We start from the raw sequence: 23,523 nt of genomic DNA, 5'->3' as shown, positions 1-23,523 counted from the left end.
GTTGGGGAGGCACGTGTCCGTGGGTCGCCAACTGACTGGCGCCTCTGTGCTCCCCGGTGCGGGGCTGGTGCGATGAGGAGCGGTATGGACCGGCCGGCGATCAGTACCGGACCGGCGCTGATGATCCCGGCGGGGTACCCGCGCGATCTGCCCAGCGCCCTGCTGCGGGCTGCCCGCGACTTCGGTACTGCGGGCGTCGTCGAGATCGGCCCGGACGGTCGCGAGACCAGGCTCGACTTCCCGACGCTGCTCGAGCTGGCTGCGCGGATCCTGGCCGGCTTGCGCGCGAACGGCGTACGGGCTGGTGATCCTGCTGTCGTGCACTGCACCGAGCCGGTGGGGTTCTTCGCGGCGTTCTGGGCGTGCACGCTGGGCGGCATCCGGCCGTTGCTGATGTCGCCGTCGCCGGAGGGTGACACGACCGAGGAGGGCCGCGAGCGGCTCCGCAAGGTCACAGACCTGCTCGGCTGGACGGTACTGATCGGGCGGCCGTCGGACCTGCCGAACGATCTCGGGTTGCCGGTGCTCGACCCGGACGCGTTGGCTGGGCACGAGCCGACCTCCGAATTCCACCGGCCTGCTGCGGACGACGTCGCGGTACTGATGATGACCTCGGGGTCCAGTACCGGTACGCCGAAGATCATCCAGCTCACACATCGCGGGCTGGTCGAGTTCGCAGCCGGTACGCCGGCGATGCTGCCGGTGCGACCCGGGCAGACGACGCTCAACTGGTTGCCGCTCGACCACAGCGGGGCCTTCCTGCTGTACCACCTGCTGCCCGTGTTCACTGGCTGCACCAACATTCATGTGGCGACGGACTGGGTGCTCGCCGACCCGCTGCGCTGGCTGGACCTGATGGACCAGCACCGGGTGAACCACTCGTGGTCGCCCAACTTCGGGTACCGGCTGGCCGCCGCGGCGATCGCCGGCGAGCCTGATCGGCACTGGGATCTGTCGGCGTTGCGCAGTCTGGTCAGTGGTGGCGAGCAGATCACTGTGCCGGTGGTGAGCGAGTTCCTGCGGCTGACGAATCGGTTCGGTGTCGTGCCGGAGACCTTCGTCGCCGCCTGGGGGATGACCGAGACGGTCACCGGCATCACCTTCGGGCGACCGGGGCTCACGCCGAACGTGCATCGGGTGCGGATCTCGCAGACCGGGGTTGTCGAGTGGGTCGACCAGCGGACCAGTGCTGGGAAGGTTGCTGTCGCTCGGCCGGGGAAGGGCCGCACGGATGCGCCCGGCGTACTGAGTCTGGTGTCTGTGGGTGCGCCTGCTCCTGGGGCGACTGTGCGGATCGTGGGGCCCAACGGCGCAGTACTGCCGGAGGGGCGGATCGGACAGCTGCAGATCGCGTCCGCTCGGGTGACGCCGGGGTATCTCGGCAATCCCGATGCAGACCGCGCAGCGTTCCCCGCAGGCAACTGGCCGGCGCGCAAGTGGCTGGCAACGGGGGACCAGGGGTTCATCTCCGGTGGGCAGGTGGTCATCACCGGGCGCGACAGTGAGCGGATCATCCTCAACGGCCAGACGTACTACGCGCACGAGCTCGAGGCGGTCGCCGCAACTGCTCCTGGCGCCGTCGCCGGCCTAGTCGCAGCCTGCGGCGTAGCCGACGCCGCCCTGGGCACTGAGCGGCTGCTGATCTTCTACGCCCTCTCGTCGGAGTCGGCCGAGGGCGTCGACGAGGCGATCCGCTCGGTCATCCGCGGCCGCCTGGGCCTGGACGCCCGGGTCGTCGGCGTCCCTCGCCGCCATTTCCCCACCACTCCCGGCGGCAAGATCCTCCGCCCACTCCTGAAGCAACGCTGGCTCGACAACACCCTGGAGACGGCCCCGGGCCCGTACGCCACTCCGCCCGTGGCGTCCCCGTACGGCGATCCCATCCGCCCAGGCTCGGTCCCTGCGTCCTCGCGCTACGACAACGACGAAGACCCCAGCGAACAAACCACCGAACTCCCCATAGTCCGCCTAGCCTGGCGCCGCAACCTCCAAGACTCCATCCCCACCCCACCCCAACGCCCCACGCTAGGCGCCAACCGCCACCCCGAAGACGCCGACGACTCCACCACCGACGCACTAGCCGGTACGCCCGGCAGCGACGCACTGACCGGTACTACCGCGGCGCCGCCCACTGGCGCGGACTCCCACGCGGACACACCCAACGCATCCGCGACCACCGAAGCAGTTGGCGTCGATGCGCCCACCGGTAGCACCGAAATTGACCCGCTGACCGCCACTACCAGCGGCGACGCACTGACCGGCGCCACCGCCGCCTCGCCGCCCACGGACCCCCTCGCCGGTAGTACCCGCGCCGACTCGGCCGATGTCGAACGGCCGGCGGAACCCGCTGGCGCGAAGTCGCCCGGGGTGACCACCGGCGCGGCTGCACCCGACGGCACGGTAGGTGCCGATGCACTGACTGGCACCAGCGTCGCTCCGGCAGAGACAACGGCTGACCCACGTACGAAGGCTGCAGAACCCCTCGCGGGGTCCTCCGACGCGCTCGCGGACAGCTCCGATGCTTTCGCCAACGACACCGACCTCTCAGCACGCACCGACTCGTCTGGTCCGCTGTCAGGACGTACCGGCCCGTCTGAGGCAGCCTCGCTGCCGACCGCGCCGGACCTCGATCAGGAAACCACTCAGCTTCCGATCATCCGAGTCTCCACCGACTCCGCCGAGGCCAAGCCACCGACTGCTGCCCCCGACAGCCTCCAACGTGCAGCCGACCTCACCGACCCACAGACGAACAACACCAACCCCGCAGACCCCACCGGTCCGCTGCCCAACGACACCGAGTCGCCCGAGACCCCCCAAGCGCAGACCGCTGACGCCGACCAGACCGAGTACGCCGAGCTGCAATCCGCTGAGGAGCCGCCGGCCGAACCCGCCAAGGCCAAACCCGGCGAGGCCGAGCCTTCCGAAGGCTCCGAGGTACAGGCCGACGGCGACGAACCAGTCGACCTGGCTCCTGCCCAGCCGGACGCCGCCAGGTCCGCCCAGGTGCGAACCGGTCAGCCCGAGTCGGCCGAGGTGCAACCCCGTGAGGCGAAGCCAGCAGAAGGCTCCGAGGCACAGGCCGATGGCGACGAGCCAGTTGAGTTGGCCGCTGCCCAGCTGGACGACACCGAATCCGCCGAGCTGCAAGCTGATCGGCCCGAGTCGGCCGAGCTCTCTGCGGTACAGGCCGATGGCGGTAAGCCGGCTGATCTGGCCGGCGCGCAGGCTGACGATGCCGAGCCGGCCGAGGGACAAGCCGGTGATGCCGAGCCGGCCGAGGGACAAGCCGGTGATGCCGAGCCAGCCGAGGTACAAGCCGGTGATGCCGAGGCAGCCGAGGTACAAGCCGGTGATGCCGAGCCAGCTGCCGCGGCTGAGGTCTCCGAGGTGGAGGCTGACGGGGGCGAGCCGGTTGACCGTGCTGGCGCGCAGGATGACGCTGCCAAGTCGACCGATGTACAACCCCGTGAGGCGAAGCCAGCCGAAGGCTCCGAGGTACAGGCCGATGGCGACGAGCCAGTTGAGCTGGCCGCTGCCCAGCTGGAAGACACCGAATCCGCCGAGGCGCGAGCTGATCGGCCCGAGGCGGCCGAGGTCTCCGCGGTAGAGGTTGATGGCGATGAGCCGGTCGATCTCATCGGCGCGCAGGCCGACGCTGCTGAGGTCGCCAAGGTGCAACCCGGCGAGGCTGAGCCAGCCGAAGGCTCCGAGGTACAGGCCGACGCCGACGAGCCAGTTGAGTTGGCCGCTGTCCAGCTGGCCAACGCCGGATCGGCCGAGCTGCGAGCTGATCGGCCCGAGTCGGCCGAGATCTCTGCAGTAGAGGTCGATGGCGATAAGCCGGTTGATCTCATCGGCGCGAAGGCCGACGTTGCCGAGCCGACCGAGGTACAAGCCGGTGGTGCCGAGCCGGCCGAGGTGCGAGCCGGTGATGCCGAGGCGGCTGCGGGGGCTGAGGTCTCCGAGGTGGAGGCTGACGGGGGCGAGCCGGTTGACCTTGCTGGTGTGCAGGCTGACGATGGCGAGTCCGCGGAGGTCTCCGAGCTGGGGGCGGCCGGGACCGAGTCGGCCGGGGTCTCTGAGGTGGCGGCGGATGGTGGTGCGTCGGTTCAGCTGGCTGGCGGTGCCGAGTCCGCCGAGGTGCGGCCCGAGTCGACCGAGGTCTCTGGGGTAGAGGTCGATGGCGGCGAGCCGGTTGAGCTGGTCGGTGCGCGGGCCGACGATGCCGCGCCGGCCGAGGTGGAAGCCGGTGATGGCGAGCTAGCCGAGGCGGAAGCCGGTGATGCCGAGCTAGCCGCAGCCGCCGCAGTCTCCGCGGTGGAGGCTGATGGGGGCGAGTCGGTTGAGCGGGCTGACGATGGGAAGTCCGCCACGAGCTCTGAGCCGCAGGCCCATGGAGCCGAGTCGGCTGACGTGTCCGAGGTGCGGGTCGATGGTGGCGAGTCGGTTCAGCTGGCTAACGGTGCTGGGTCCGCTGAGGTACAGGCTGATGGCGGTGGGCCGGTTCAGTTGGCTGACCTTGCCCAGCCCACCGCAGTACAGGCTGATGGTGGCGAGCCGACTGGAGTACGGGCTGGTGGTGGCGAGCCGACCGGAGTACGGGCTGATGGTGGCGAGCTTGTTGAGTCGGCTGGGGTGCGGGCTGATGGTGAGGCGGATGCTGAGGCGTCGGTAGATGAGCTTGCGCGGGGTGAGGTCGGCGAGGTAGCTCAGGTCGGCGGGTCGAAGGTTGATGGTGGCGAGGCTGGGGTCTCCGAGGCGCAGGCCGATGGCGGCAAGGCGACCGCGGCGCAGGCCGGTGGTGCCGGGTCGCCTGAGTGGCGGGCCGATGGTGTTGAGGCGGCTGACGGGCGTGTGGGTGGCTCGGCGGGCGTTGTTGCTGAGGAGTTGTTGGCGGGCGCTTATGTGGGGATGGTGCCTGGCTCGGTTAAGGCCGTGGAGGGGGACGGTGCCGGCGCGGAGGTTGCTGCGGCGAGTGCTGAGGAGTTGCTGGACGGCGCTTACGTGCGGATGGTGCCTGGCGCGGCCGAGGGTCGTGGTGGCGTACGGGTTGTTGGGTCTGGTGACGGCGTGGACTCGCGAGCCGGCGAGGTCGCGGGGGTTGACGGGGCGGTTGCGGCTGACGGTGAGTTGACTGTCGTCGGTGCGGGGGCCGAACGCGGGCAGGACGACTCGGATGCCGAAGCCGAAGAAGTAGCTCCCGTCGACGCCGAGCTGGACAGGTCCGCCGCGAGGTCTGGCGGGTCGGATGGGTCCGTTGCTGTGCAGGCTGTCGCTGGCTCTGTGGGGGTTGTCGGCGCGGGTGTGGGTGCTAAGAGTGTGGTGGGGGAGCGGGGCCGGAAGGGTGGGAAGCCGGCTGCGAAGGCGGGTGTGGTTGAGCCGGTGGCTGTGGTGGGGCTGGCGGGGCGGTTCCCGGGGGCCTCGTCGGTGGATGAGTTCTGGGAGAACTTGCTCGGTGGGGTGGAGAGTGTCCGGCGGTTCAGCGACGAGGAGCTGAAGGAGGCCGGGGAGAGTGGGGACGAGGAGCTGGTCGCGGTCAGCGGGGCGCTGGATGATGTCGAGCTGTTCGACGCGGCGTTCTTCGGGCTGAGTGATCGGGAAGCCGAGCTGACTGATCCGGCGCAACGGCTCTTCCTCGAGGTATGTCAGCAGGCGCTGGAGCATGGCGGGTACGCCGGCGCGTCGGGGCGGATCGGGATCTTCGCCGGCTCCGGCATGAACCTCTACACGCAGGAGAATCAGCCGCCCGACTACCTCGCGACCCGAGTGGCTTACCGGCTCGGGCTGACCGGCCCCGCGATCGGCGTACAGGCCGCGTGGTCGTCCTCGCTGGTGGCGGTTCACCTTGCTTGCCAGGCGTTGCGCAGCGGGGACGCGGATCTCGCGCTCGCCGGCGCCGCCGCGGTACACGTGCCGCAGGCAACGGGCTACCACGCCAGTGCCCGCTCGATCCTCTCGCCGACCGGCCACCTCCGCGCCTTCGATCAGGAAGCCGACGGTACGGTCGGTGGCAACGGCGTCGCGGCCGTGCTGCTCAAGCGGCTCGACCAGGCGGTTGCCGACGGCGACACCGTGTACGCCGTGATCAAGGGCTCCGCCGTCACCAACGAAGGCGGCCCCGCCGGCCAGGTCGAGCTCGTCGAGCGCGCGCTGGAGAAGTCCGGCGTACCGGCCGCATCCCTCAGCTATGTCGAGGCCAACGCCACCGGTACTCCGGAAGATGACACCGTCGAGTTCCGCGCCCTCACCACGGCGCTGCGCAAGCACACCGACCAGGTCGGCTTCATCACGATCGGCTCGGTGAAGCCCAACATCGGCCACCTCGACAGCGCCGCGGGCATGGCCGGCCTGATCAAGACCGTGCTGATGCTGCAGCACCGCACCCTCGTCCCGACCATCAACTACCGCAAGCCGAACCCGGCCCTGAAGGTTGCCGACAGCCCCTTTGTGGTCGGTACCGAGGTCCGCGACTGGGAAGCCGGTACGCCGCTGCGCGCAGGCGTCAGCGCGCTCGACGCCAAGGGCACCAGCGCGCACGTCATCCTCGAAGAGGCGCCACGCCAGATCCGTCGCGGCGAAGACGGCCCGGTCGTGCTGCCGATCTCGGCCCCCGACCCGGCCGCCCTCGCCGATCTGGCCGTCCTGTTCCGTACCGAGCTGGAAGAGGGCACCGGGCAACGACTCATCGACCTCGCCGGTACTGCGTCGATCGGCCGCCCAGCACATCGCCACCGCATCGCTGTCGCGGGCTCCTCCGAATCCGAGCTGGCCGAAGCCCTGGCAACGGCCGCCACCGCCCAGGTACCGCGCGGCGGCCCCGGCCCACTCGGCTTCGCGTTCACCGGCCAAGGCGCTGCCCGGCGTGGAATGGCGGCCGGTCTGGCAGTGCGCTTCCCCGTCTTCCGCGCCGTGCTCGACGAGTGCGACAAGGTCTACGAGGAGGAGGTCGGCGGCAGACTCCTCGAGCTGCTCCTGACTCCGGCCGGCACCGATGACGGCGTCTGGCCGACCGAGACCGCGCAGCCTGCGCTCTTCGCCTTCGAGCTAGCGCTTGCAAGGCTCTGGCAGTCCTTCGGAGTCCAGCCCGCGTTGGTGGTCGGGCACAGCGTCGGCGAGTACGCGGCGTTGTGCGTGGCCGGCGCGCTGTCCCTCGCCGATGGCGTGAAGTTGACCGCGCAGCGCGGAGTACTGATGCAGCGCGGGACCGTGCCCGGTGCGATGGTCGCCGTCCGGGCCGACGCCGACCGGGTTCGCGAGCTGGCGCAGACGCCGGGCGTGGAGATTGCCGCGGGCAACGGTCCGCAGAACTTCGTACTGACCGGGTCCGAGGTGATCGTCGGGCAGCTGGCCGAGCAGCTCGACCGGCTGGAGCTCAAGTGGCAGCGGCTCGATGTCGATCGCGCGTTCCACAGCTCGCTGGTCGATCCGATCCTGGCCGACTTCGCGAAGGTCGTCGCCGAGATCAAGCTCAAGCCGCTGCGGATGCCGATGGTGTCGAGCTGGTCCGGCGAGTTGCTGGAGAGCGGTACTGCGCTCGACGGCGACTACCTGGTCGGGCAGCTACGTCAGCCGGTGCTGTTCGGTGATGCCGTCGAGGCGTTGACCGCGGCCGGTTGCCGGCGCTTCCTGGAACTCGGGCCGGATGCAGTGTTGAGCCCGGCCGGACGACGGATCGCGCCGAACAGCACGTGGATCCCGGCGCAGCGGCTCGGGCAGGACCCGGTGCTGGCGACGATGAACGGGCTGGCCGAGCTGTACGAGCAGGGCACCGAGATCGCCTGGGCGAAGGTGTACCCGGAGAGCGGCCGGGTGCCGCTGCCGACGTACCCGTTCCGTCGGGTGCATCACCCGGTGGACGCGTCGGCGCGGCCGGTGGCGTCGGCGCAGCCGGCGGTGGTCGAGGAGGAGCGTTCGATCGAGCGGAGTGGGGCGGCGCTGAAGCGCATCCCGCTGGATCCGCCGGCCTCCAACGGCGTGGTCGTGCCGACGGTCGAGGAGATCGATCTGTCGCCGTTCGCGATTCCGGCGGAGGACGATCCGGATCGGCTCAGCACGCAGCCGATCGAGGTCACTGAGCCGTTGCCGGTTGTTGAGTTGGACGGTGCTGAGCTGGTTGGCACTGCGTATGTGCAGATGGTCCCGGCTATGGCGGTGGCTGGGCCTGGTGGCGGAGCGTCGGATGCCGAGGCCGGCCCCGGGTCGTCGCTGGCAGGCGCGGAGGATGCGGTCCCCGGGGCTCGGGTTCTTGAGGATGCGGTCGCCGGGGCTCAGGTTGTTGGAAACCAAGGCGAGGCGTCCGCAGGGCGAGCAGCAGCGGAGGGGGCGACTTCCGCGGCAGTGGACGGGGAGAGCTCGGAGGTCCCCGTTGCTTCGGCTGCGGAGTTGTATCGGGAGTCGCTGGAGGTCGTGCTTGATCTGACCGGGGAACAGCTCGGGCTGGAGCCGTATGACCTGACGGTGGATCACACGTTCGCCGAGCTCGGCGCGGATTCGCTGTCGATGCTGCGGGTGGTCGAGGAGGTCGGGCAGCGGTTCGACGTCGAGATCGCGGTCAGCGAACTCTTCGACGACCTGAACACGCCGCACAAGCTCGCCACGGCCGTTGCTTCCCGCAACCAACCCGACGGCGACGAGGTCGACCCGCTCGACCTCCTGCGCCCGACGGCGGCCGAGGCGTCAGCACCGGAGAACGCAGACCCCCGTACTGCGCTCGCGGTGCTCGGCTCAGGCCTGGCCGAACTGGCGGCCAAGGTCGACGCCGCGGCCGCCGCGACCAGCGAAGCCGAACTGCCGGGCTCGGGCATGGCCGCCCTCATGTCGCAGCAACTCCGCGTCGCCGGCCAGCTCGTCGACGGCGTCACCAAGCTGATGCACGAGCAGCTCGCCCTCCTCAACGAAACGGCCCAAAAGCTCGAAGCAACCCAGAAGGCCGCGGCACAGCAGCGCACCGAAACGCTGGAAAAGCCGGACAGCAAGAAACCCCAGGAAGACAGAGCCGCGGCCGAGAAAGCCAAGCGGGCAAGGGATCTGGAGTACTGGCAGACCGCGCTCGATGGGGCCCAGCCCCTTGTCCTCCCGACCGATCGCCCGCGCCCGGCCGCCGACGACGTGATCGGCACTGTCACCCACGAGCTCGACTCGGAGATCGGCGACGCGGTCTTCGCGTTCAGCCGCGACCGCCGGGTCAGCCCGCTGATGACGATGCTCGCCGCCGTCGGCACCGTACTCGGCCGCTTCGCCGACCAGGACGACCTCGTCATCGGTACCGCCGCCCTGCGCCGCCCTGGCGACACCGCACGCCAGCCGGCCCTCCCGCTCCGCCTCGACCTCACCGGCGAACCGGACCTCGGCGACCTCGCCCAGCGTGTCCGCGAGATCACCACCACCGCGGTCGACCACTCGACCGCCGACCTCGCGACCCTCGAGCAGGACCCGCTCTTCCAGGTGCTCGTCGAGTTCGAGGCCGGCGAGGAGGAGCTCGCAAGCAGCCTCGACCTCCGCTTCCGCCTCGCGTACCACGGCGGCGGCATCACCTGTACTGCGGACTACCGCGCCGGCCTGTTCGACCACCAGACCGTGAAGCGCCTGCTCGCGTACCTCGAAGCCGTCCTGCGCCGCGCGATCGAGGACCCGCGGCTCCCGCTGCCCGACCTGATGCTGCCGATCGAAGACGACAAGAAGATCCTGGCCGAATTCGAGGGCGAGGCGCCGCAGACCGGCCCGGTCGGCCGGGTCCGCCGCGACGCCGTCGTCGCAGGCGAGCTGAGCGGCCTGCACACCCTCTTCGAGCAGCAGGTGGCACGGACGCCCGACGCGATCGCGCTGATCCACGGCGACCGTGAGATCTCGTACGCCGAACTCGATCGCCGCTCGAATGCGGTCGCCTGGCAACTGGTCGACCTCGGCGTGAAGCCCGGCCAGCTCGTCGCGGTACGGGTCGCCAGGGGAGCGGAGCTGGTGGTCGCAGTTCTGGCCGTGCTGAAGTCGGGCGCTGCCTACCTGCCACTGGATCCCGGCGTACCGGAGTCGCGCTGGGCCTTCATGACCGCGGACGCCGGTGCGGTCGCCCTGGTCGGCGACGACGCGGCGCTGGCAGACCGGCTCGGGCTGCGGCTGGTGCCGGTGGCCGCGGTCGACGGTGACGCGCGGTCGAAGCAGGCCCCGCCGGTACGGGCCGCTGCCGACGACATCGCCTACTGCATCTACACGTCGGGCTCGACCGGCAACCCGAAGGGCGTCGCCGTACCGCATCGCGGCCCGGTCAACCTCATCCGGCACTACCTCCGTACCAGGCGATCGCTGCGCACCTTGCAGTGGACGTCATTCGGCTTCGACGTCCACGTGCAGGAGATGTTCACCGCGCTCGCCTCCGGTGCCGCCTTGGTGCTGATCGGCGAGGACGACCGGTACGACCCGGACGCCGTCATCGCGGCGCTGAAGGATCACCAGGTCGAGCGGCTGTTCATGGCGTTCACCCCGCTGACCGCTCTGCTCGCGACGATGCGCAAGGTGCCCGAGTTGCCGGCCCTGCGCGAGATCGTCGCGGGCAGCGAGGCGATGGTCGTGACGCACAAGATCCGCGACTTCCTCGAGGCGCACCCGGAGTGCACGCTCTACAACGAATACGGCCCGACCGAGGCGTCCGTGGTGACCACGATCCACCAGGTCGACCCGGACGAGGACCGGCCGTCCATCGGGCGACCGATCGACGGCGTGGTGGTGCGACTGCTCGACGAGGCGCTCCGGCCGGTACCGGTCGGAGCGATCGGTGAGATCCACCTCGGCGGCGTGGCCGTTGCCCAGGGCTACTTGGGGCGGCCGGACGAGACCGAGAGGGCGTTCGTGAGTGACCCGGCGAATCCGGGCGGACGGTTGTACCGGAGCCGTGACCTCGGCCGCTGGCGTGCTGACGGTTCGCTGGACTACCTGGGCCGCGCTGACGACCAGGTGAAGATCCGCGGGCACCGGGTCGAGCCGGGGGAGACCGAGCACGTACTGGCCGACTTGCCCGGCGTGATCGACGCAGTGGTCGTCGCTTGCGCCGACCCGGCCGGCGACACGTGCTTGATCGGGTACGTCGTACTGGAGGACAGCGACCCCGCAGTACTGGCGAACCTCCTGCTGGAGCTCACCAAGGAGCTGCCGATCTACCTGGTCCCGGCCGACCTGATCCCGGTCGAGGACCTGCCGCTGGACTCCACCGGCAAGCTGGACCGCTCCAGGCTTCCTGAACCGGAATGGCTCAAAGACAGCTGAGCTCAAGGGCTGCTGAGCAACGTCAAACCCCCACGCACTCCTCTGCGTGGGGGTTCTTTCGTTCCGGTGAAGTCGGTTCTGCACCGTGTACGGGGGTTTGTGTGCCCGGCGGCTACCCTCCCGCAACCTCCGGCCTACCGTCCGCGGTGCAGAACCCGCGCTCGATCCTCATCCCTCCTGAGGATCGACCGCACCTACCTCTACTGCCCGCCGGCGCAGCAGCGCGTACGCGCTGATCACGCAGATGAGCAGGGAATAAACGGCCCAGACGGGTCCGACGTTGCCGAGCTCAGGTCCGTTCCCCCGGGACCCGAGTACGACGACGGCGGTGACCGCGACGAGCGCGATCAGCGGGCCGGTCCAGCCCAGCACGCCCATCCGCACCGGCTGCTCGGACCCGGACAGCTCGTCCGGTTCCGACACGGCGGAGATGGCCCGTCCCCGGAGGGACTCGTGCAGGGCCGCGACGCCGCACGCGGCGGCGACGTTCAGGAGCAGCAGGCGGTCGGCCATCTCGTCGATCGCGACGCCACCGGGGCCGGCCGTGCCGTAGATGACGGCGTACAGGTCGACCGGGACGGTGGCGGCGGTGGCGAGGACGACGACGGTCTGGAACAGCCGCGGGCGGCGTACGGAGGTACGCAGCATGCCGAGGCCGGCCGTCGTGGCGACCACGAGCGCGGTGAAGAAGAGTGCGAAGACGATCAGAACGGCGGCGTCCATCAGGACCTATTCCCTACGGTCGAGCGTTGCCCCGGACAACGCTGGTGGACGTGCGTACATCGGTACTTCGGTTGCCCGCGAGAGCGGCGAGGAGTCTCCTCCTCGCCGCCTACGCGAACGGTCAATCCCTGGCATGCAGGTCCCCCCTGATTGCCCTCGGACGACGTGCCCCCACCCCGTCCATCCGTTGCATCGGTACAGCAGGGGTCGCCGTTACAAGGATTTGGGCAATTGCGTAAAAAATGCGCAAATTTGCTCGGGAGACCCCTTTCCGCACGACAGATCTGTGTGTGAGGGGTCACCAACCGTCAGTCGACGGTGACGTTGGCGCCAACTGCCGGTGAACTACCGCAGGGCGATCTCCGAGGGTGTGGCCGCGGGCAACAGATCCCAGCCGAGCCGGGCGGCGCCGATCAGGCCGGCGTTGTCGAGCTGGGCCGGCTGGACGGTCAGGTCGGCGACGAAGGGGAGCTGCGCGAGGCGCTTCACCCAGCGCTGGACCGGGTCGAACAACACCGTCCCCGCCTTGGCCACCCCGCCGCCGATCACGACGGTCGTGAGGTCAACAGTCACAGCGGTGGCAACGATGCCCGCCGCGAGTGCCTGCGCGCCATCGTCAAAGACGGATAGCGCGATCTCGTCCCCGGCGGCGGCGTCCGCGGACAGTACCGCCGCGTCCACGTCCTCGGTACTCCGCCAGCCGCGACGCTTGGCCCGGGCAACCATCCGCGGACCGCTCGCATACGTCTCGACGCAACCGTACGACCCGCAGGCGCACGCCTCGCCGTCGAGGTCGACCACGACGTGCCCGAGGTGCGCCGCGTTGCCGGACTGGCCGAGCAGCAGCCGCCCGTCGACCACGATGCCGGCGCCCACCCCGGTGGAGACGACGATCCCGAGCAGGCTGCCGACGTCGCGGCCGGCGCCGGTCCAGAACTCGCCGAGCGCGAAGCAGTGCCCGTCGACGCCCAGCGTCACCGGCACGTCACCGACGAGCGCGCGGACCCGGTCGACGAGCGGGAAGTTCCGCCAGCCGGCGATGTTCACGGGGGAGACGAGGCCGTGCTCCTGGTCCAGCGGCCCGGCCGAGCCGATGCCGACCGCGGCCGGCTCGGTGTCGCCCTTGACCCGGGCGATCAGCTCGCCGAGCGCGGCGAACACCTCGTCGGCGTCGCCCGGCGGCGTCGGGATCCGGTCCTTGGTCAGGATCTCCCCGTCGGCCGCCACGATCGCGGCAGCCATCTTCGTGCCCCCGATGTCGATGCCTAGCACGGTCACTGGCTGGTCGGTCATGGTCCCCCTGTCAGTACCGGTGCCGATCGCGGGCTGGATCGGGAGACAACGTTATCTGTAACCGGCCAATCCGGCGAGGGGTTGTCGGTGCTAATCATCCATGATCCCGCAGGCCAGCGCTTGATTCATGCCAGGACATAGTCTGACAACGATGGCCTTCAAGGCGCTTCAATCATCAACAACGAGGGCAATCCTTCGCTGTCCGTGACCAGTTCAGGTAGCGGTCCGCGGCCCCGGCACGAGAGGGTAGGCGCATGAGTGACCAACTGGACCGCGACGCCGCCGGCAGTCTCGTCGTCGGCTTCAACGGAACCACCGCCCCCGAAGAACTCCGCCGCTCCGTCGCCGCCGGACTCGGCGCCGTCATCCTGTTCACCCGCAACGTCGAGAGCGCGGAGCAGGTCGCGGCGCTGACCGCCTCGCTGCGCGCCGAACGGCCGGACGTGCTGATCGCGATCGACCACGAGGGCGGCGAGTTCAGCCACCTCGCGCCCGCGAACCCCTGGCCGCTGTCCTCGCCCCGCTCACTCGGCGAGCTGGACGACGTCGACCTGACCCGAGCCTCGGCCCGCGACGCGGCGGCCACCCTCGCCTCGCTCGGCATCGACCTGATGCTCGCGCCCTCGGTCGACGTGAACAGCAACCCGGCCAACCCGATCATCTCGACCCGCTCGTTCGGTACGACGGCCGACGTCGTCTCCCGGCACGGCGTGGCCTTCGTCCAGGGCGTCCACGACGCCGGTATCGCCGCCTGCCCGAAGCACTTCCCCGGCCACGGCGACGTCACCGTCGACTCCCACCTCGCGCTGCCCCGGGTGGACCGCTCGATCGAGCAGGTGAGCGCCGTCGAGCTCGCGCCGTTCCGGGCGACCATCGAGGCCGGTGCCGACGTCATCATGAGCGCCCACATCATCTTCTCGGCGTACGACGACCAGCCGGCCACCCTGTCGCGGCGGATCCTGCACGGACTCCTGCGCGAGGAGCTCGGGTTCACCGGCGTGATCACCACCGACGCGCTCGAGATGCAGGCGATCACCGCGACCCAGTCGATCGAGGACGCCACCGTCGCCTCGATCCGGGCCGGCGCGGACCTGGCGATGATCGCGATCGGCGAGGCGGACCCTGCGGCGCTGACCGCCCGCCTGGTCCAGGCAGTCGACGAGGGGACGCTCGACGCCGGTCGGCTCGCGGAGGCCGCCGGCCGGGTGCGCGCGCTGGCGGCGACGCTCGCGGCACGTCCCCGGCTGTCCGGGTTGGATGGAGCGCCGACCCGCGAGGTGGCTGCCCGCACGGTCACCCGGCAGGACTTCCCGGGGCTCGGCGGATCGCCGTACGTGGTGGATCTGACGCAGGGGCTGCACCCGGCCTGGAACCCGTACTTCAGTGGCCTTCCGGAGGTCTTCGCCAAGGTCGCGCCGGGCTCGGCAGGCGTCGTACTGCGCGGCGAGGACCCCGCTGCGCTGTCGGACGCCCAGAACGCGGCGATCGGGCGGCCGCTGGTGGTCGCAGTACAGGACGCCGTCCGTACGCCGTGGATGCGCGCGGCCCTGGCGCAGTTGCTGGAGAGCCACGAGGGTGACGTCTTCGTACTGTGCACCGGCATCCCCGAGGACCGGGCACTCGTGCCCGCGGCCGTCCCAACCGCTGTCACCTACGGCCGCAACCTCGTTGTCCTGGAGGCGGCGGCGCAACTGTTGACCCGCGTTCCCTAGTGGGATGCCGCTAGGACATCGTTTCCAGGTCTAGCGTGGCTCGGGTGAACGCTCTCGACCTGTCGAAGATCACGCTGCGACCCCTCCAGCAAGGCGACTGGCCACGGATCCACGAGTGGGCCTCGCTGGAGGAGTCGTGCAGGTACCAGCCGTGGGGACCGAACACTGAGGCGGAGACGAAGGCGTTCGTCGCGGCCGCGATCGCGTCCGCCCAGGTGGAGCCGCGCACCCGGTACGCCTGGGTCGCCACCCATCCCGTGACCGGCGTACTCGGCATCGGCGAGCTGAACATCCGCCACGCCGCCTGGAAGCGCGGCGAGATCAGCTACTCCGTCCACCCCGACCACTGGGGCCAAGGCGTGGCCAGCGAGATCGCCCGCATCCTCCTCCACTTCGGCTTCCAGGACCGTGGACTGGAACGCATAGAAGCCACCTGCGACCCCCGAAACTCCGCCTCGGCCGCCGTCCTGAAACGCATCGGCATGACCTACGAGGGCATCCTCCGCCGCACAGTCCTCATCCGCACCGGCTGGCGAAACTCCAAGATGCACAGCATGATCCGCCCCGAATGGACCCCACCCGCAGCCCCACCCCGCTGGACCCTCGCCTGACGTGCGGTTAGCCCCTGCAGTTGAGTTGGAGGTCGAGGGCGTGTTGCTCGACGTAGTTGAGGGCGTGCCGGACGGCGCCGACCGACACGATCGTGTCGCCCAGCGAGGAGACCGCCACCCGCGGGGGAGTAGCGGTGAAGGTTGCCAGCTGCTTCTCGATCTCGGGTAGCAACGCCGTCGCCGCCGTGGCAACGGCTCCACCGATCACCACCAGCTCGGGATTGAACAGGATCCCCAACGTCGCAACGACTCTCGCCGTGCGACCGGCAATGTGCCGAAGGATGCCCAGAGCAACTTCATCACCACCGGCCGCAGCCTCGAAAACCAACTCCGCAGTCACCCCAGCACCAGCCGCGTCCGCGGTGACGGCGACGCCAGCGTCGCCCGCGGGCGCCGCCGCCTCGACGGCGAGCTTGCGAAGGCTGGTCTTCACCGTCGGGTCGGCGACTGCCTTCGCGCCCAGTTCGCGAGCCGTGCGGGCGATACCGGCGGTGTCTCCGACGCCCTCGACAAGCTTGAGATAGACCATCTCGCCGGCCCCGCCGCGACTGCCGTGCAGCAGCCGTCCGGAGTCCATCAGCCCGGAGCCGAACCGCTCACCCGCGAGCAGCACCACCAGATCATCGACGTCCCGAGCCTCACCTCGCCAGTGCTCGCCGAGGGCGGCCAGGTTCGCGTCGTTCTCCAGAAGCACCGGCCAGCCGTGCAGTTCGGTGAGCCGCGCCGGCAACCCGGCGTCGAAGCGCCGCCAGAACGAGTCGTCGACCAGGATGTTGCCCTCCCGATCAACCGGCGCGGCCACCCCGACCCCGGCCGCGAGCACCTCGGCATCGGTCACCTGAGCCTCGGCGAGCACCTCGAGGACCGCCTCGTCGACGACCTGAGTCTGTTCCGTTGGCGTCTTCACGGTCTGGAACGAGCGACCGGTCTTGGCAACGGTCTCACCGCGCAGGTCGGACAGCAGTACGGTCGTCTTGGCCGCGCCGACGTCGATCCCGAGCACGTAGCCCGCATGGCTGTTGAACTCGAAGCGGCGGGAGGGCCGGCCCACCGGCGTACCGGGAGCGTCGTGACCCGGGTCGAGCTCGACCACCCAGCCCATCGCGATCAGGTCGTTGCAGACCGCGTGCACGGTCGCGCGGGTCAGACCGGTCGCCTCGATCAGGCCGGTACCTGTCATCACGCCCGCCGTGGACAGTACGCCGAGTAGCTTGCCGGCGTTGACCCTGCGCAGCAGCGGCGGCGTGGCCGCCGCGGTGTTCGCCATCTTTGCCCTTGACCTCCTCGCGAATACCCGCGCACAATACTGCAGAATCTAAATTTAGAGTCTATATAAACCAGAGTGAGGCGCTCTTGACCAGCACCGAGACCCAGGTGATCCGACCAGGTGATCCGACCGATGCCGACTGGTGGCGGCAAGCGGTCGTGTACCAGATCTACCCGCGGAGTTTCGCCGACTCCGACGGCGACGGCGTCGGCGATCTGCGCGGCATCATCAGCCGCGTCCCGTACCTGACCTCGCTCGGCATCGACGCGGTCTGGCTGAGCCCGTTCTACCCGTCCGCGCTGGCCGACGGCGGGTACGACGTGGACGACTACCGTGACGTCGACCCGCGGCTCGGCACGCTGAGCGACTTCGACGACCTGGTCGCGGCGCTGCACGCGGCCGGGATCAAGCTGATCGTCGACATCGTCCCGAACCACACCTCGAACCTGCACGCGTGGTTCCAGGAGGCGCTGGCGTCAGAGCCGGGTTCGGCGGCGCGCGATCGGTACATCTTCCGCGACGGCTCTGGTGTGGAGGGGTCGGAGCCGCCGTCGGACTGGGACTCGGTGTTCGGTGGCTCGGCCTGGGCGCAGACGCCGGACGGGCAGTGGTACCTGCATCTGTTCGCCGCCGAGCAGCCCGACCTCAACTGGGCCAACTCCGAGGTCCGCGACGACTTCCTCACCACGCTGCGGTTTTGGTCTGACCGCGGGGTGGACGGGTTCCGTGTGGACGTGGCGCATGCGCTGGTCAAGGACCTGACCGAGCCGCTACCGTCGAAATCTGTTTTGCCGAGGCAGTCGGAGTCGCTCGGAGCGCACCCGTTGTGGGATCGCGAGGGCGTGCACGAGATCTACCGCGAGTGGCGCAAGGTGCTGAACTCCTACGACCCGCCCCGGTCAGCGGTCGCCGAGGCGTTCGTACCGGCGGCGCGAAGGGCTCGGTACGCGAGTGCCGACGGGCTCGGGCAGGCGTTCAACTTCGACCTCCTGCAGGCCGACTGGGACTTCGGGAAGTTCCGCCAGGTGATCGAGGAGAACCTGGCGCTGGCCGAGGAGAACGGTTCGTCCTCGACCTGGGTGTTCTCCAACCACGACGTGGTCCGGCACGCGACGCGGTACGGGCTGCCTCGTGATCCGGAAGGGCTGTGGCAGGACGGCAAGGCCTGGCTGCTGAGCAACGGCACCGAGCCGACGGTCGATGTGGAACAGGGGCTGCGGCGGGCGAGGGCCGCAGTACTGCTGATGCTTGCGCTGCCAGGTTCGGCGTACCTGTACCAAGGGGAGGAACTGGGTCTGCAGGAAGTCGGCGAACTACCTGCCGCCAACCTCCAAGACCCGGCCTACTTCCGCTCCAAAGGCGCCGAGAAGGGCCGAGACGGCTGCCGGGTCCCCCTGCCCTGGACCATCGGCGGCCTCTCCTTCGGCTTCGGCTCCGGCGGCTCCCACCTACTCCAGCCGACCTGGTTCGGCGGGTACTCCGTAGAAGCCCAAGAATCCGACCCAACCTCAACCCTCAGCCTCTACCGCAAAGCCCTCGCCGTCCGCCGAGGCCTGCAAACCTCCGCCGGCCTCGAATGGATCGACGGCGTCGAATGGTCCCTCCACTTCACCCGCCCCGGTGGCTGGCAATCAGTAACCAACTTCGGCGCCGCCCCCATAGAACTCCCCGAAGGCGCGGTAGTCCTCTCCAGCTCCCCCCTAGACGGCGACAAACTCCCCACCGACACCACCGCCTGGCTGATCTGACCCACCCCAACAGACCCTCCGCCCAAGCGGAGGGTCTGTTGCCATGAGCAACAGGCAAGAGCAACAGACAGTCCCGGCCGCCGCTGTAGCTCACGCGGTGCCGGGGCGAGGGTTGGCCGTTGGGCGGCGATGGCACCGGAGGGGACTGGCAGATCGTGCGGGTCACCGCCGACGTGTGTTGAGATTGAGCCCCGGCTTGCTCGGCAGACCTGTGACAGCCCGTGGGGCTTGGTCAGAGTGCGGCCGAGGTTGGTGGCTGTCCGGTTGGTGCTCGATGCGGAGGAGGTGCCGTGCTGGTTGCTCCAGTGACGGCGGGGAGTTCGTCTTGCAAGAGCAGTGGAGGGTCCCCTCGGCGCGCCACCCAGACAACCTACAGGCTTTCGGGTCGTATGAAGTGGTGAGGAATTCACCTTGTGGATAAGGGCTTTCCGGCCCGAAACTGTCGGCGGACTCGTCTAGCGTTGCGGGTATGGACGATCGGGCGGTGGCGATGATGAGCGGCAGCGAACTGCTGTCCGCCAGCGACGCCGTGGAGGAGGCGATCGAGAAACTGCTGGCCCGCCGCAACCAGATCCTCCAGCGCATGGACGAGATCGGATACGCGAAAGAGCTCGGCGCCCACGACACCGTCCGGCTGATCGAGAAGCGGTACCGTCTCGACCCCGTCGAAGCCCGCCGCCGAGTCCGGTTGGCGCTGGCGCTACCGAAGTACCCGACCGTGACGGCCGCGCTTCCTGCTCCCGGCACCGTGATCGCCGACGACGCGGTGGTGCTGTCCTCGGCGCAGGCCGACGCGATCGTGGCCGCGCTGGAGAAACTCCCCAAACGCGCCAACGTCCCCGTCGAAGAGCTCGACGCGGCCGCCGGTCAGATGGTCGAGGCGGCTCGGCACATGAACCCGAGTGAACTTCGCAGGATGGGTGAGCAGGTCCGCAACATCCTCGACACCGACGGCCCCGAACCCCGCGAGGACGCCGCCCGTGCCCGCGAAGAGGTCTGGCTGGCCAAGGCCGAGGGTGGTGTGAAGTTCGGCGGCTATCTGGCCGGTGAGAACGCCGAAAAACTCCAGACCGTTCTCCAGGCCGGCGCGAAACCCCACAAAACCCCCGACGGCGAACAGGACCCCCGATCGCGCGGCAAACGGCAGGCCGATGCGCTCGTGGATGCCCTCGACATCGCGCTGGCTTCTGGTGACCTGCCCACCCGCGGTGGGATCAAGCCGCACATCGCGGTCACCATCAACCTCGATGACTTGATCGATGCCGGGAAGCAGGCGACCGGTGACCTGACCTACGGCGACGGCCTGTCCGCTGCCGCGATCCGCCGGTTGGCGTGTGATGCCGGGATCATCCCGATCGTGTTGGGCTCCGACAGCCAGCCGTTGGATGTGGGGCGGGAGTACCGGTACGTCACGAATGGCCTGCGCAACGCGTTGAACCAGCGCGACAAGGGCTGCGTGATCTGCCACGCCCCACCGATCTACTGCGATGCCCACCATCTGGTGAGCTGGTTCGACGGAGGCGTCACCAGTCTCGCGAACCTGGTGCTGTTGTGCCGGGTCGACCACACGTCTCTGCACGACGGCCACTGGATCATCACCATCATCAACAACCAGGTGCAGGTGTCTCGGCCGTCCTGGGCTGATCCACCACCACGAAGTACCAGGCGAAGACTCGACCCGCCCAGTACCGCCTCCGTCACCGCACCCGCGACGACGGACACTCGCCCCTGGCCAGCGGGCACTCGCACAGGAGACACGGGCACAGGAGACACGGGCAACGCCTTCGCGGCAGCAGATGGTGAGCGTTCGTCGGTCGGTTCGGGCCCGCGGTCCGCGACGACGGGTGCTGACCTCTGGGCTTGGGCGCTTGCGACTGGCGTCGTACCCGTGGACCCCGCTGCCGCTGCAGATGCCGGTGGTGCTGGTGGCGGTGAGAGGGGGCCGGGGAGGCCTGCGCTGGGCTGGTCCTTTGTCGATGAGATCGGGTGGGTCAGTCCCGAGGAAGCCTCGAACCTGGATCCTTGGGGAGACGGCAGCAGCCAGCTGCAGTCGCAGGCCGTCGGTGAGCAGATGTGCGAAAGGCCGAGGACGGGGGAGTCCGATCCTTGGAGGATTGATTCGGCCGGGGTGGACCGGTTCGCCGTTGTCGACGAGAGGTCGTGCGAAAGGACCGGTACGGCTGATTTCGATCCATGGGCTGACAGCGCGTGACGCAGGTGGTTGCCGAGTAAGCCGTCTCAACCTGAGTTGCCGGTTGAGCGTGCGTCACTCTGATGGGTCCGTCCGGCTGCTTTCCGTGGTGCTGTGAAGCCCAGTTCGCGCCACCTGAGCTTTGATCACAGCAGACGCTCGGGCTTCTGCGGCGACTCGGTCGGTACCGCGGGTGGCGATTGGTTGTTGGGTTGGGTGGGGAGGTGAGTGAGCTCGTCGGTTGTGTGGCGGCGCGTTGGTGTGCTGGGACTGGGCCGGGGAAGCTGCTTGTGGGCTGATCGAGTGCTTGAGCGACGGCTCAAGGCGGGAAGTTCATGCCGGGCCTTCGTCGGCGATGGACCAGCGGTCGGTGGTGGTGTTGCGGACTAGTAGGTAGCCCCACCGGGTGAGGTTGCCGGCGCGTTGGTAGGTGGCTCGGACGAAGACGGCCTGTTGCCAGCCGTCGGCCATTGAACCGCCGCCGGATCGGGGGTATTCGCTGTCTGGCGGTTCCAGGCGCAGGTCGGTGATCGGTTTGGCTCTTCGTAAGCCGAACGGGCCGCTGTCTCCGAAGGGGCCGCCCTGCGATCTGAGCATGCTTTCGGCGTGGCGGGGAGTCACGAAGGACAGGGCAGTGGCCTTGTCCCGGGCGTTCTCGGCGGCTACGAAGGCCCGGATCACCTGCTCCGGGGTGGCGCTTGCGGGCAGGGGCTGCGAGCTGACGGTGGTGCGGTCGTCGAGGGCCCCGACGGTTGTCCCGACGCCGATGAAAGCGAGGACGATGAAGACGGCTCCGACTGCGGTGAGGGCTCGTCGGCGGTTTCGTGAGGTTCGGCCTCGGGTCAGGAGGGCGTCGATGGGAGGCGACGGAGTCGCGACGTCGGCGACGGCCGCCTCGAGCAGGGTGCGGGCTTCCTTCTCAAGCATTGCGGTCCTCCAGGCCTTCCAGGGCAGTACTGCCTTCGAGTGCGGCGAGAGCGCGCGAGGTTCGGCTCTTCACGGTGCCGACGGCGATACCGAGTACTTCGGCGGTCTGCCGCTCGGACAGATCGGCGTAGAAGCGCAGTACAAGCACGGCCCGTTGGTCGGCAGGAAGCCCAGCCAGCGCCCGGCGCAGAGTGACGGCCGTCGCGACCGTGCCCGCGTAGTCACCGCGGTGGCCCACCTGCTCGGTCACGTCCTCCGTCGGGATCTCCCCATGCCACCGCCGCCGGCTGCTCTTCGCGATGGTGTTCGCGAGCACCTTGTAGACATAGGCGTCGGTGTTGTCGGCCCGCCGGACCGCGCGCCAGGACCGGTAGCACCGCACCAGCGCACTCTGCACCGCGTCCTCGGCCGCATCGACCTTCGCACCGAGCAGCACGGCGGTGCGCAGGAGCGTCGGATACCGCGCCGCGGCGTAGGCGGCGAAGTCGTCGTCAGTCTGCGTCATGGCTCACGGCCGATGTCATCACCCTCATAAGATCCCCGGGGCCTCCAGAAAGGTTCCCCACAGTGTGCGCAGCCAAGGGTGCGGCAGGATATGGCCGTGGATACGACGCTTGCGGACGTGCTCGAGGTGCTGGATCGGTTGTACGACCCCTCCTGGGCGGAAAGCTGGGACGCGGTCGGGCTGGTCACCGGAGATCCGGAGCAGCCGGTACGGCGGGTGTTGTTTGCGGTGGATCCGATGCGCGCCGTCGTCGACGAGGCTATCGGTGGGGAGTTCGATCTGCTGGTGACGCATCATCCGTTGTTGTTGCGAGGGGTGAACAGCGTCGCGGCGACCACGCCCAAAGGGCGGGTGATTCATGACCTGATCCGGAGTGGTACCGCGCTGCATGTCTGCCACACCAATGCGGACAACGCGAATCCGGGCGTTAGCGACGCGTTGGTGGCGGCGCTTGGTCTTGAAGACACCAGGCCGCTGAAGGCGATGCCGGGTGAGGCGATGGACAAGATTGTGGTCTACGTGCCGGTGGGGGAGACGCAGGCGATGATCGACGCGTTGGCGGCGGCGGGGGCCGGGCGGATCGGGGCGTATGAGCGGGCGGCGTGGAGTGCCGCCGGCGAAGGGACGTTTCGGCCGCTGGAAGGGGCTAGTCCGACGATCGGGCAGGTTGGGGAGATCGAGCGGGTGGCTGAGGACCGGGTCGAGATGGTACTTCCGCGGGGGCGGCGGCGGGCGGTCGTGGAGGCGTTGCGGGCGGCTCATTCCTATGAGGAGCCGGCCTTCGACCTGTACGAGATGGCAGCCCTGCCCAGCACGCGGGGCGGCGGGCGGGTCGGCGGACTGGCTGAGCCCCTGCCCCTTAGGCAGTTCGCCGAGCTCGTCGCTGAGCGGCTGCCGAAGACGCAGCACGGCGTACGGGTGTCAGGCGATCCTGAGCGGTTGATCGAGAAGGTCGCCGTGGTCGGTGGAGCCGGTGACTCCGAGTTCGACCGGGTCCGCGCGGCCGGTGTCGACGCCTACGTCACCGCCGACCTCCGCCACCACCCCGCGACCGAGGCGCGCGCGTACGACGAGGGCCCGGCGCTGGTCGACGTCGCTCACTGGGCCAGCGAATGGCCGTGGCTGAAAGACGCGGAACGGCTCCTGATCGCGGGCTTGGCAGAGCGGGGCAGTACCGTGGAGACTCACATCTCGACGCTCTGCACCGACGCGTGGACCTTACGGCTCTGAGCGGTGCCTGGCTGACAACTGAACGCGATCTAAGGAGCCGACCCTGAACGCCGAGCCCGC

The 23,523-nt window shown here is 69.3% G+C and carries 11 protein-coding genes; 6 read left to right on the top strand and 5 right to left on the bottom strand.

Features of this window, described 5'->3' with window-relative positions; genetic code table 11:
• Nucleotides 1–84 precede the first annotated feature (84 nt).
• Nucleotides 85–11,256, top strand: coding sequence for an amino acid adenylation domain-containing protein (locus tag ACIA12_RS12495; protein WP_396367032.1), 11,172 nt, complete (start codon nucleotides 85–87; stop codon nucleotides 11,254–11,256).
• Nucleotides 11,257–11,424: 168 nt separating this feature from the next.
• On the opposite strand, the gene ACIA12_RS12490 is transcribed toward ACIA12_RS12495, so the two are convergent.
• Entirely contained in the window at nucleotides 11,425–11,979 is a 555-nt protein-coding gene (locus ACIA12_RS12490; protein ID WP_396367031.1) for a hypothetical protein, read from the bottom strand.
• 345 nt (nucleotides 11,980–12,324) lie between these two features.
• The gene (locus ACIA12_RS12485) at nucleotides 12,325–13,272 is read right to left on the bottom strand and encodes an ROK family protein (RefSeq protein ID WP_396367030.1); all 948 of its coding nucleotides are present in this window, start codon (nucleotides 13,270–13,272) and stop codon (nucleotides 12,325–12,327) included.
• A 254-nt stretch (nucleotides 13,273–13,526) separates the two neighbouring features.
• Between ACIA12_RS12485 and nagZ the strand changes: the two genes are divergently transcribed.
• Nucleotides 13,527–14,984: a beta-N-acetylhexosaminidase gene (gene nagZ / locus ACIA12_RS12480; protein WP_396367029.1), complete on the top strand. Its 1,458-nt coding sequence runs from the start codon at nucleotides 13,527–13,529 to the stop codon at nucleotides 14,982–14,984.
• A gap of 44 nt (nucleotides 14,985–15,028) precedes the next feature.
• Nucleotides 15,029–15,595: a GNAT family N-acetyltransferase gene (locus tag ACIA12_RS12475; protein ID WP_396367028.1), complete on the top strand. Its 567-nt coding sequence runs from the start codon at nucleotides 15,029–15,031 to the stop codon at nucleotides 15,593–15,595.
• Between the two features lie 7 nt (nucleotides 15,596–15,602).
• Here the strand turns inward: ACIA12_RS12475 and ACIA12_RS12470 are convergent, their stop codons facing one another.
• The gene (locus ACIA12_RS12470) at nucleotides 15,603–16,862 is read right to left on the bottom strand and encodes an ROK family protein (RefSeq protein WP_396367027.1); all 1,260 of its coding nucleotides are present in this window, start codon (nucleotides 16,860–16,862) and stop codon (nucleotides 15,603–15,605) included.
• 86 nt (nucleotides 16,863–16,948) lie between these two features.
• Between ACIA12_RS12470 and ACIA12_RS12465 the strand changes: the two genes are divergently transcribed.
• On the top strand, nucleotides 16,949–18,610 hold the full coding sequence (locus tag ACIA12_RS12465) for a glycoside hydrolase family 13 protein (RefSeq protein WP_396367026.1): 1,662 nt from the start codon (nucleotides 16,949–16,951) through the stop codon (nucleotides 18,608–18,610).
• Between the two features lie 469 nt (nucleotides 18,611–19,079).
• Nucleotides 19,080–20,822 carry a DUF222 domain-containing protein gene (locus ACIA12_RS12460; protein WP_396367025.1) on the top strand — a complete coding sequence of 581 codons (1,743 nt, stop codon included), beginning with the start codon at nucleotides 19,080–19,082 and terminating at the stop codon, nucleotides 20,820–20,822.
• A 312-nt stretch (nucleotides 20,823–21,134) separates the two neighbouring features.
• On the opposite strand, the gene ACIA12_RS12455 is transcribed toward ACIA12_RS12460, so the two are convergent.
• Nucleotides 21,135–21,728: a hypothetical protein gene (locus ACIA12_RS12455; protein WP_396367024.1), complete on the bottom strand. Its 594-nt coding sequence runs from the start codon at nucleotides 21,726–21,728 to the stop codon at nucleotides 21,135–21,137.
• Nucleotides 21,721–22,233 (bottom strand): SigE family RNA polymerase sigma factor, encoded by a 513-nt coding sequence (locus ACIA12_RS12450; RefSeq protein WP_396367023.1) that lies wholly within the window; start codon nucleotides 22,231–22,233, stop codon nucleotides 21,721–21,723. The genes ACIA12_RS12455 and ACIA12_RS12450 overlap by 8 nt, the downstream gene beginning before the upstream one ends.
• A gap of 96 nt (nucleotides 22,234–22,329) precedes the next feature.
• On the opposite strand from ACIA12_RS12450, the gene ACIA12_RS12445 reads away from it, so the two are divergent.
• Nucleotides 22,330–23,463: a Nif3-like dinuclear metal center hexameric protein gene (locus ACIA12_RS12445; protein ID WP_396367022.1), complete on the top strand. Its 1,134-nt coding sequence runs from the start codon at nucleotides 22,330–22,332 to the stop codon at nucleotides 23,461–23,463.
• Nucleotides 23,464–23,523 lie beyond the last annotated feature (60 nt).

The sequence above is a fragment of the Kribbella sp. NPDC051620 genome, from assembly GCF_044453825.1.
Lineage (GTDB): Bacteria > Actinomycetota > Actinomycetes > Propionibacteriales > Kribbellaceae > Kribbella.
This window is presented reverse-complemented; position numbering and strand designations above follow the sequence as displayed.

What these genes read in the sequence shown, in the direction of transcription:
- ACIA12_RS12450 (WP_396367023.1), bottom strand. Translation starts at nt 22,233, where the DNA reads ATGACGCAGACTGACGACGACTTCGCCGCCTACGCCGCGGCGCGGTAT.
- ACIA12_RS12470 (WP_396367027.1), bottom strand. Translation starts at nt 16,862, where the DNA reads ATGGCGAACACCGCGGCGGCCACGCCGCCGCTGCTGCGCAGGGTCAAC.
- ACIA12_RS12460 (WP_396367025.1), top strand. Translation starts at nt 19,080, where the DNA reads ATGGACGATCGGGCGGTGGCGATGATGAGCGGCAGCGAACTGCTGTCC.
- ACIA12_RS12485 (WP_396367030.1), bottom strand. Translation starts at nt 13,272, where the DNA reads ATGACCGACCAGCCAGTGACCGTGCTAGGCATCGACATCGGGGGCACG.
- ACIA12_RS12495 (WP_396367032.1), top strand. Translation starts at nt 85, where the DNA reads ATGGACCGGCCGGCGATCAGTACCGGACCGGCGCTGATGATCCCGGCG.
- ACIA12_RS12490 (WP_396367031.1), bottom strand. Translation starts at nt 11,979, where the DNA reads ATGGACGCCGCCGTTCTGATCGTCTTCGCACTCTTCTTCACCGCGCTC.
- ACIA12_RS12455 (WP_396367024.1), bottom strand. Translation starts at nt 21,728, where the DNA reads ATGCTTGAGAAGGAAGCCCGCACCCTGCTCGAGGCGGCCGTCGCCGAC.
- nagZ (WP_396367029.1), top strand. Translation starts at nt 13,527, where the DNA reads ATGAGTGACCAACTGGACCGCGACGCCGCCGGCAGTCTCGTCGTCGGC.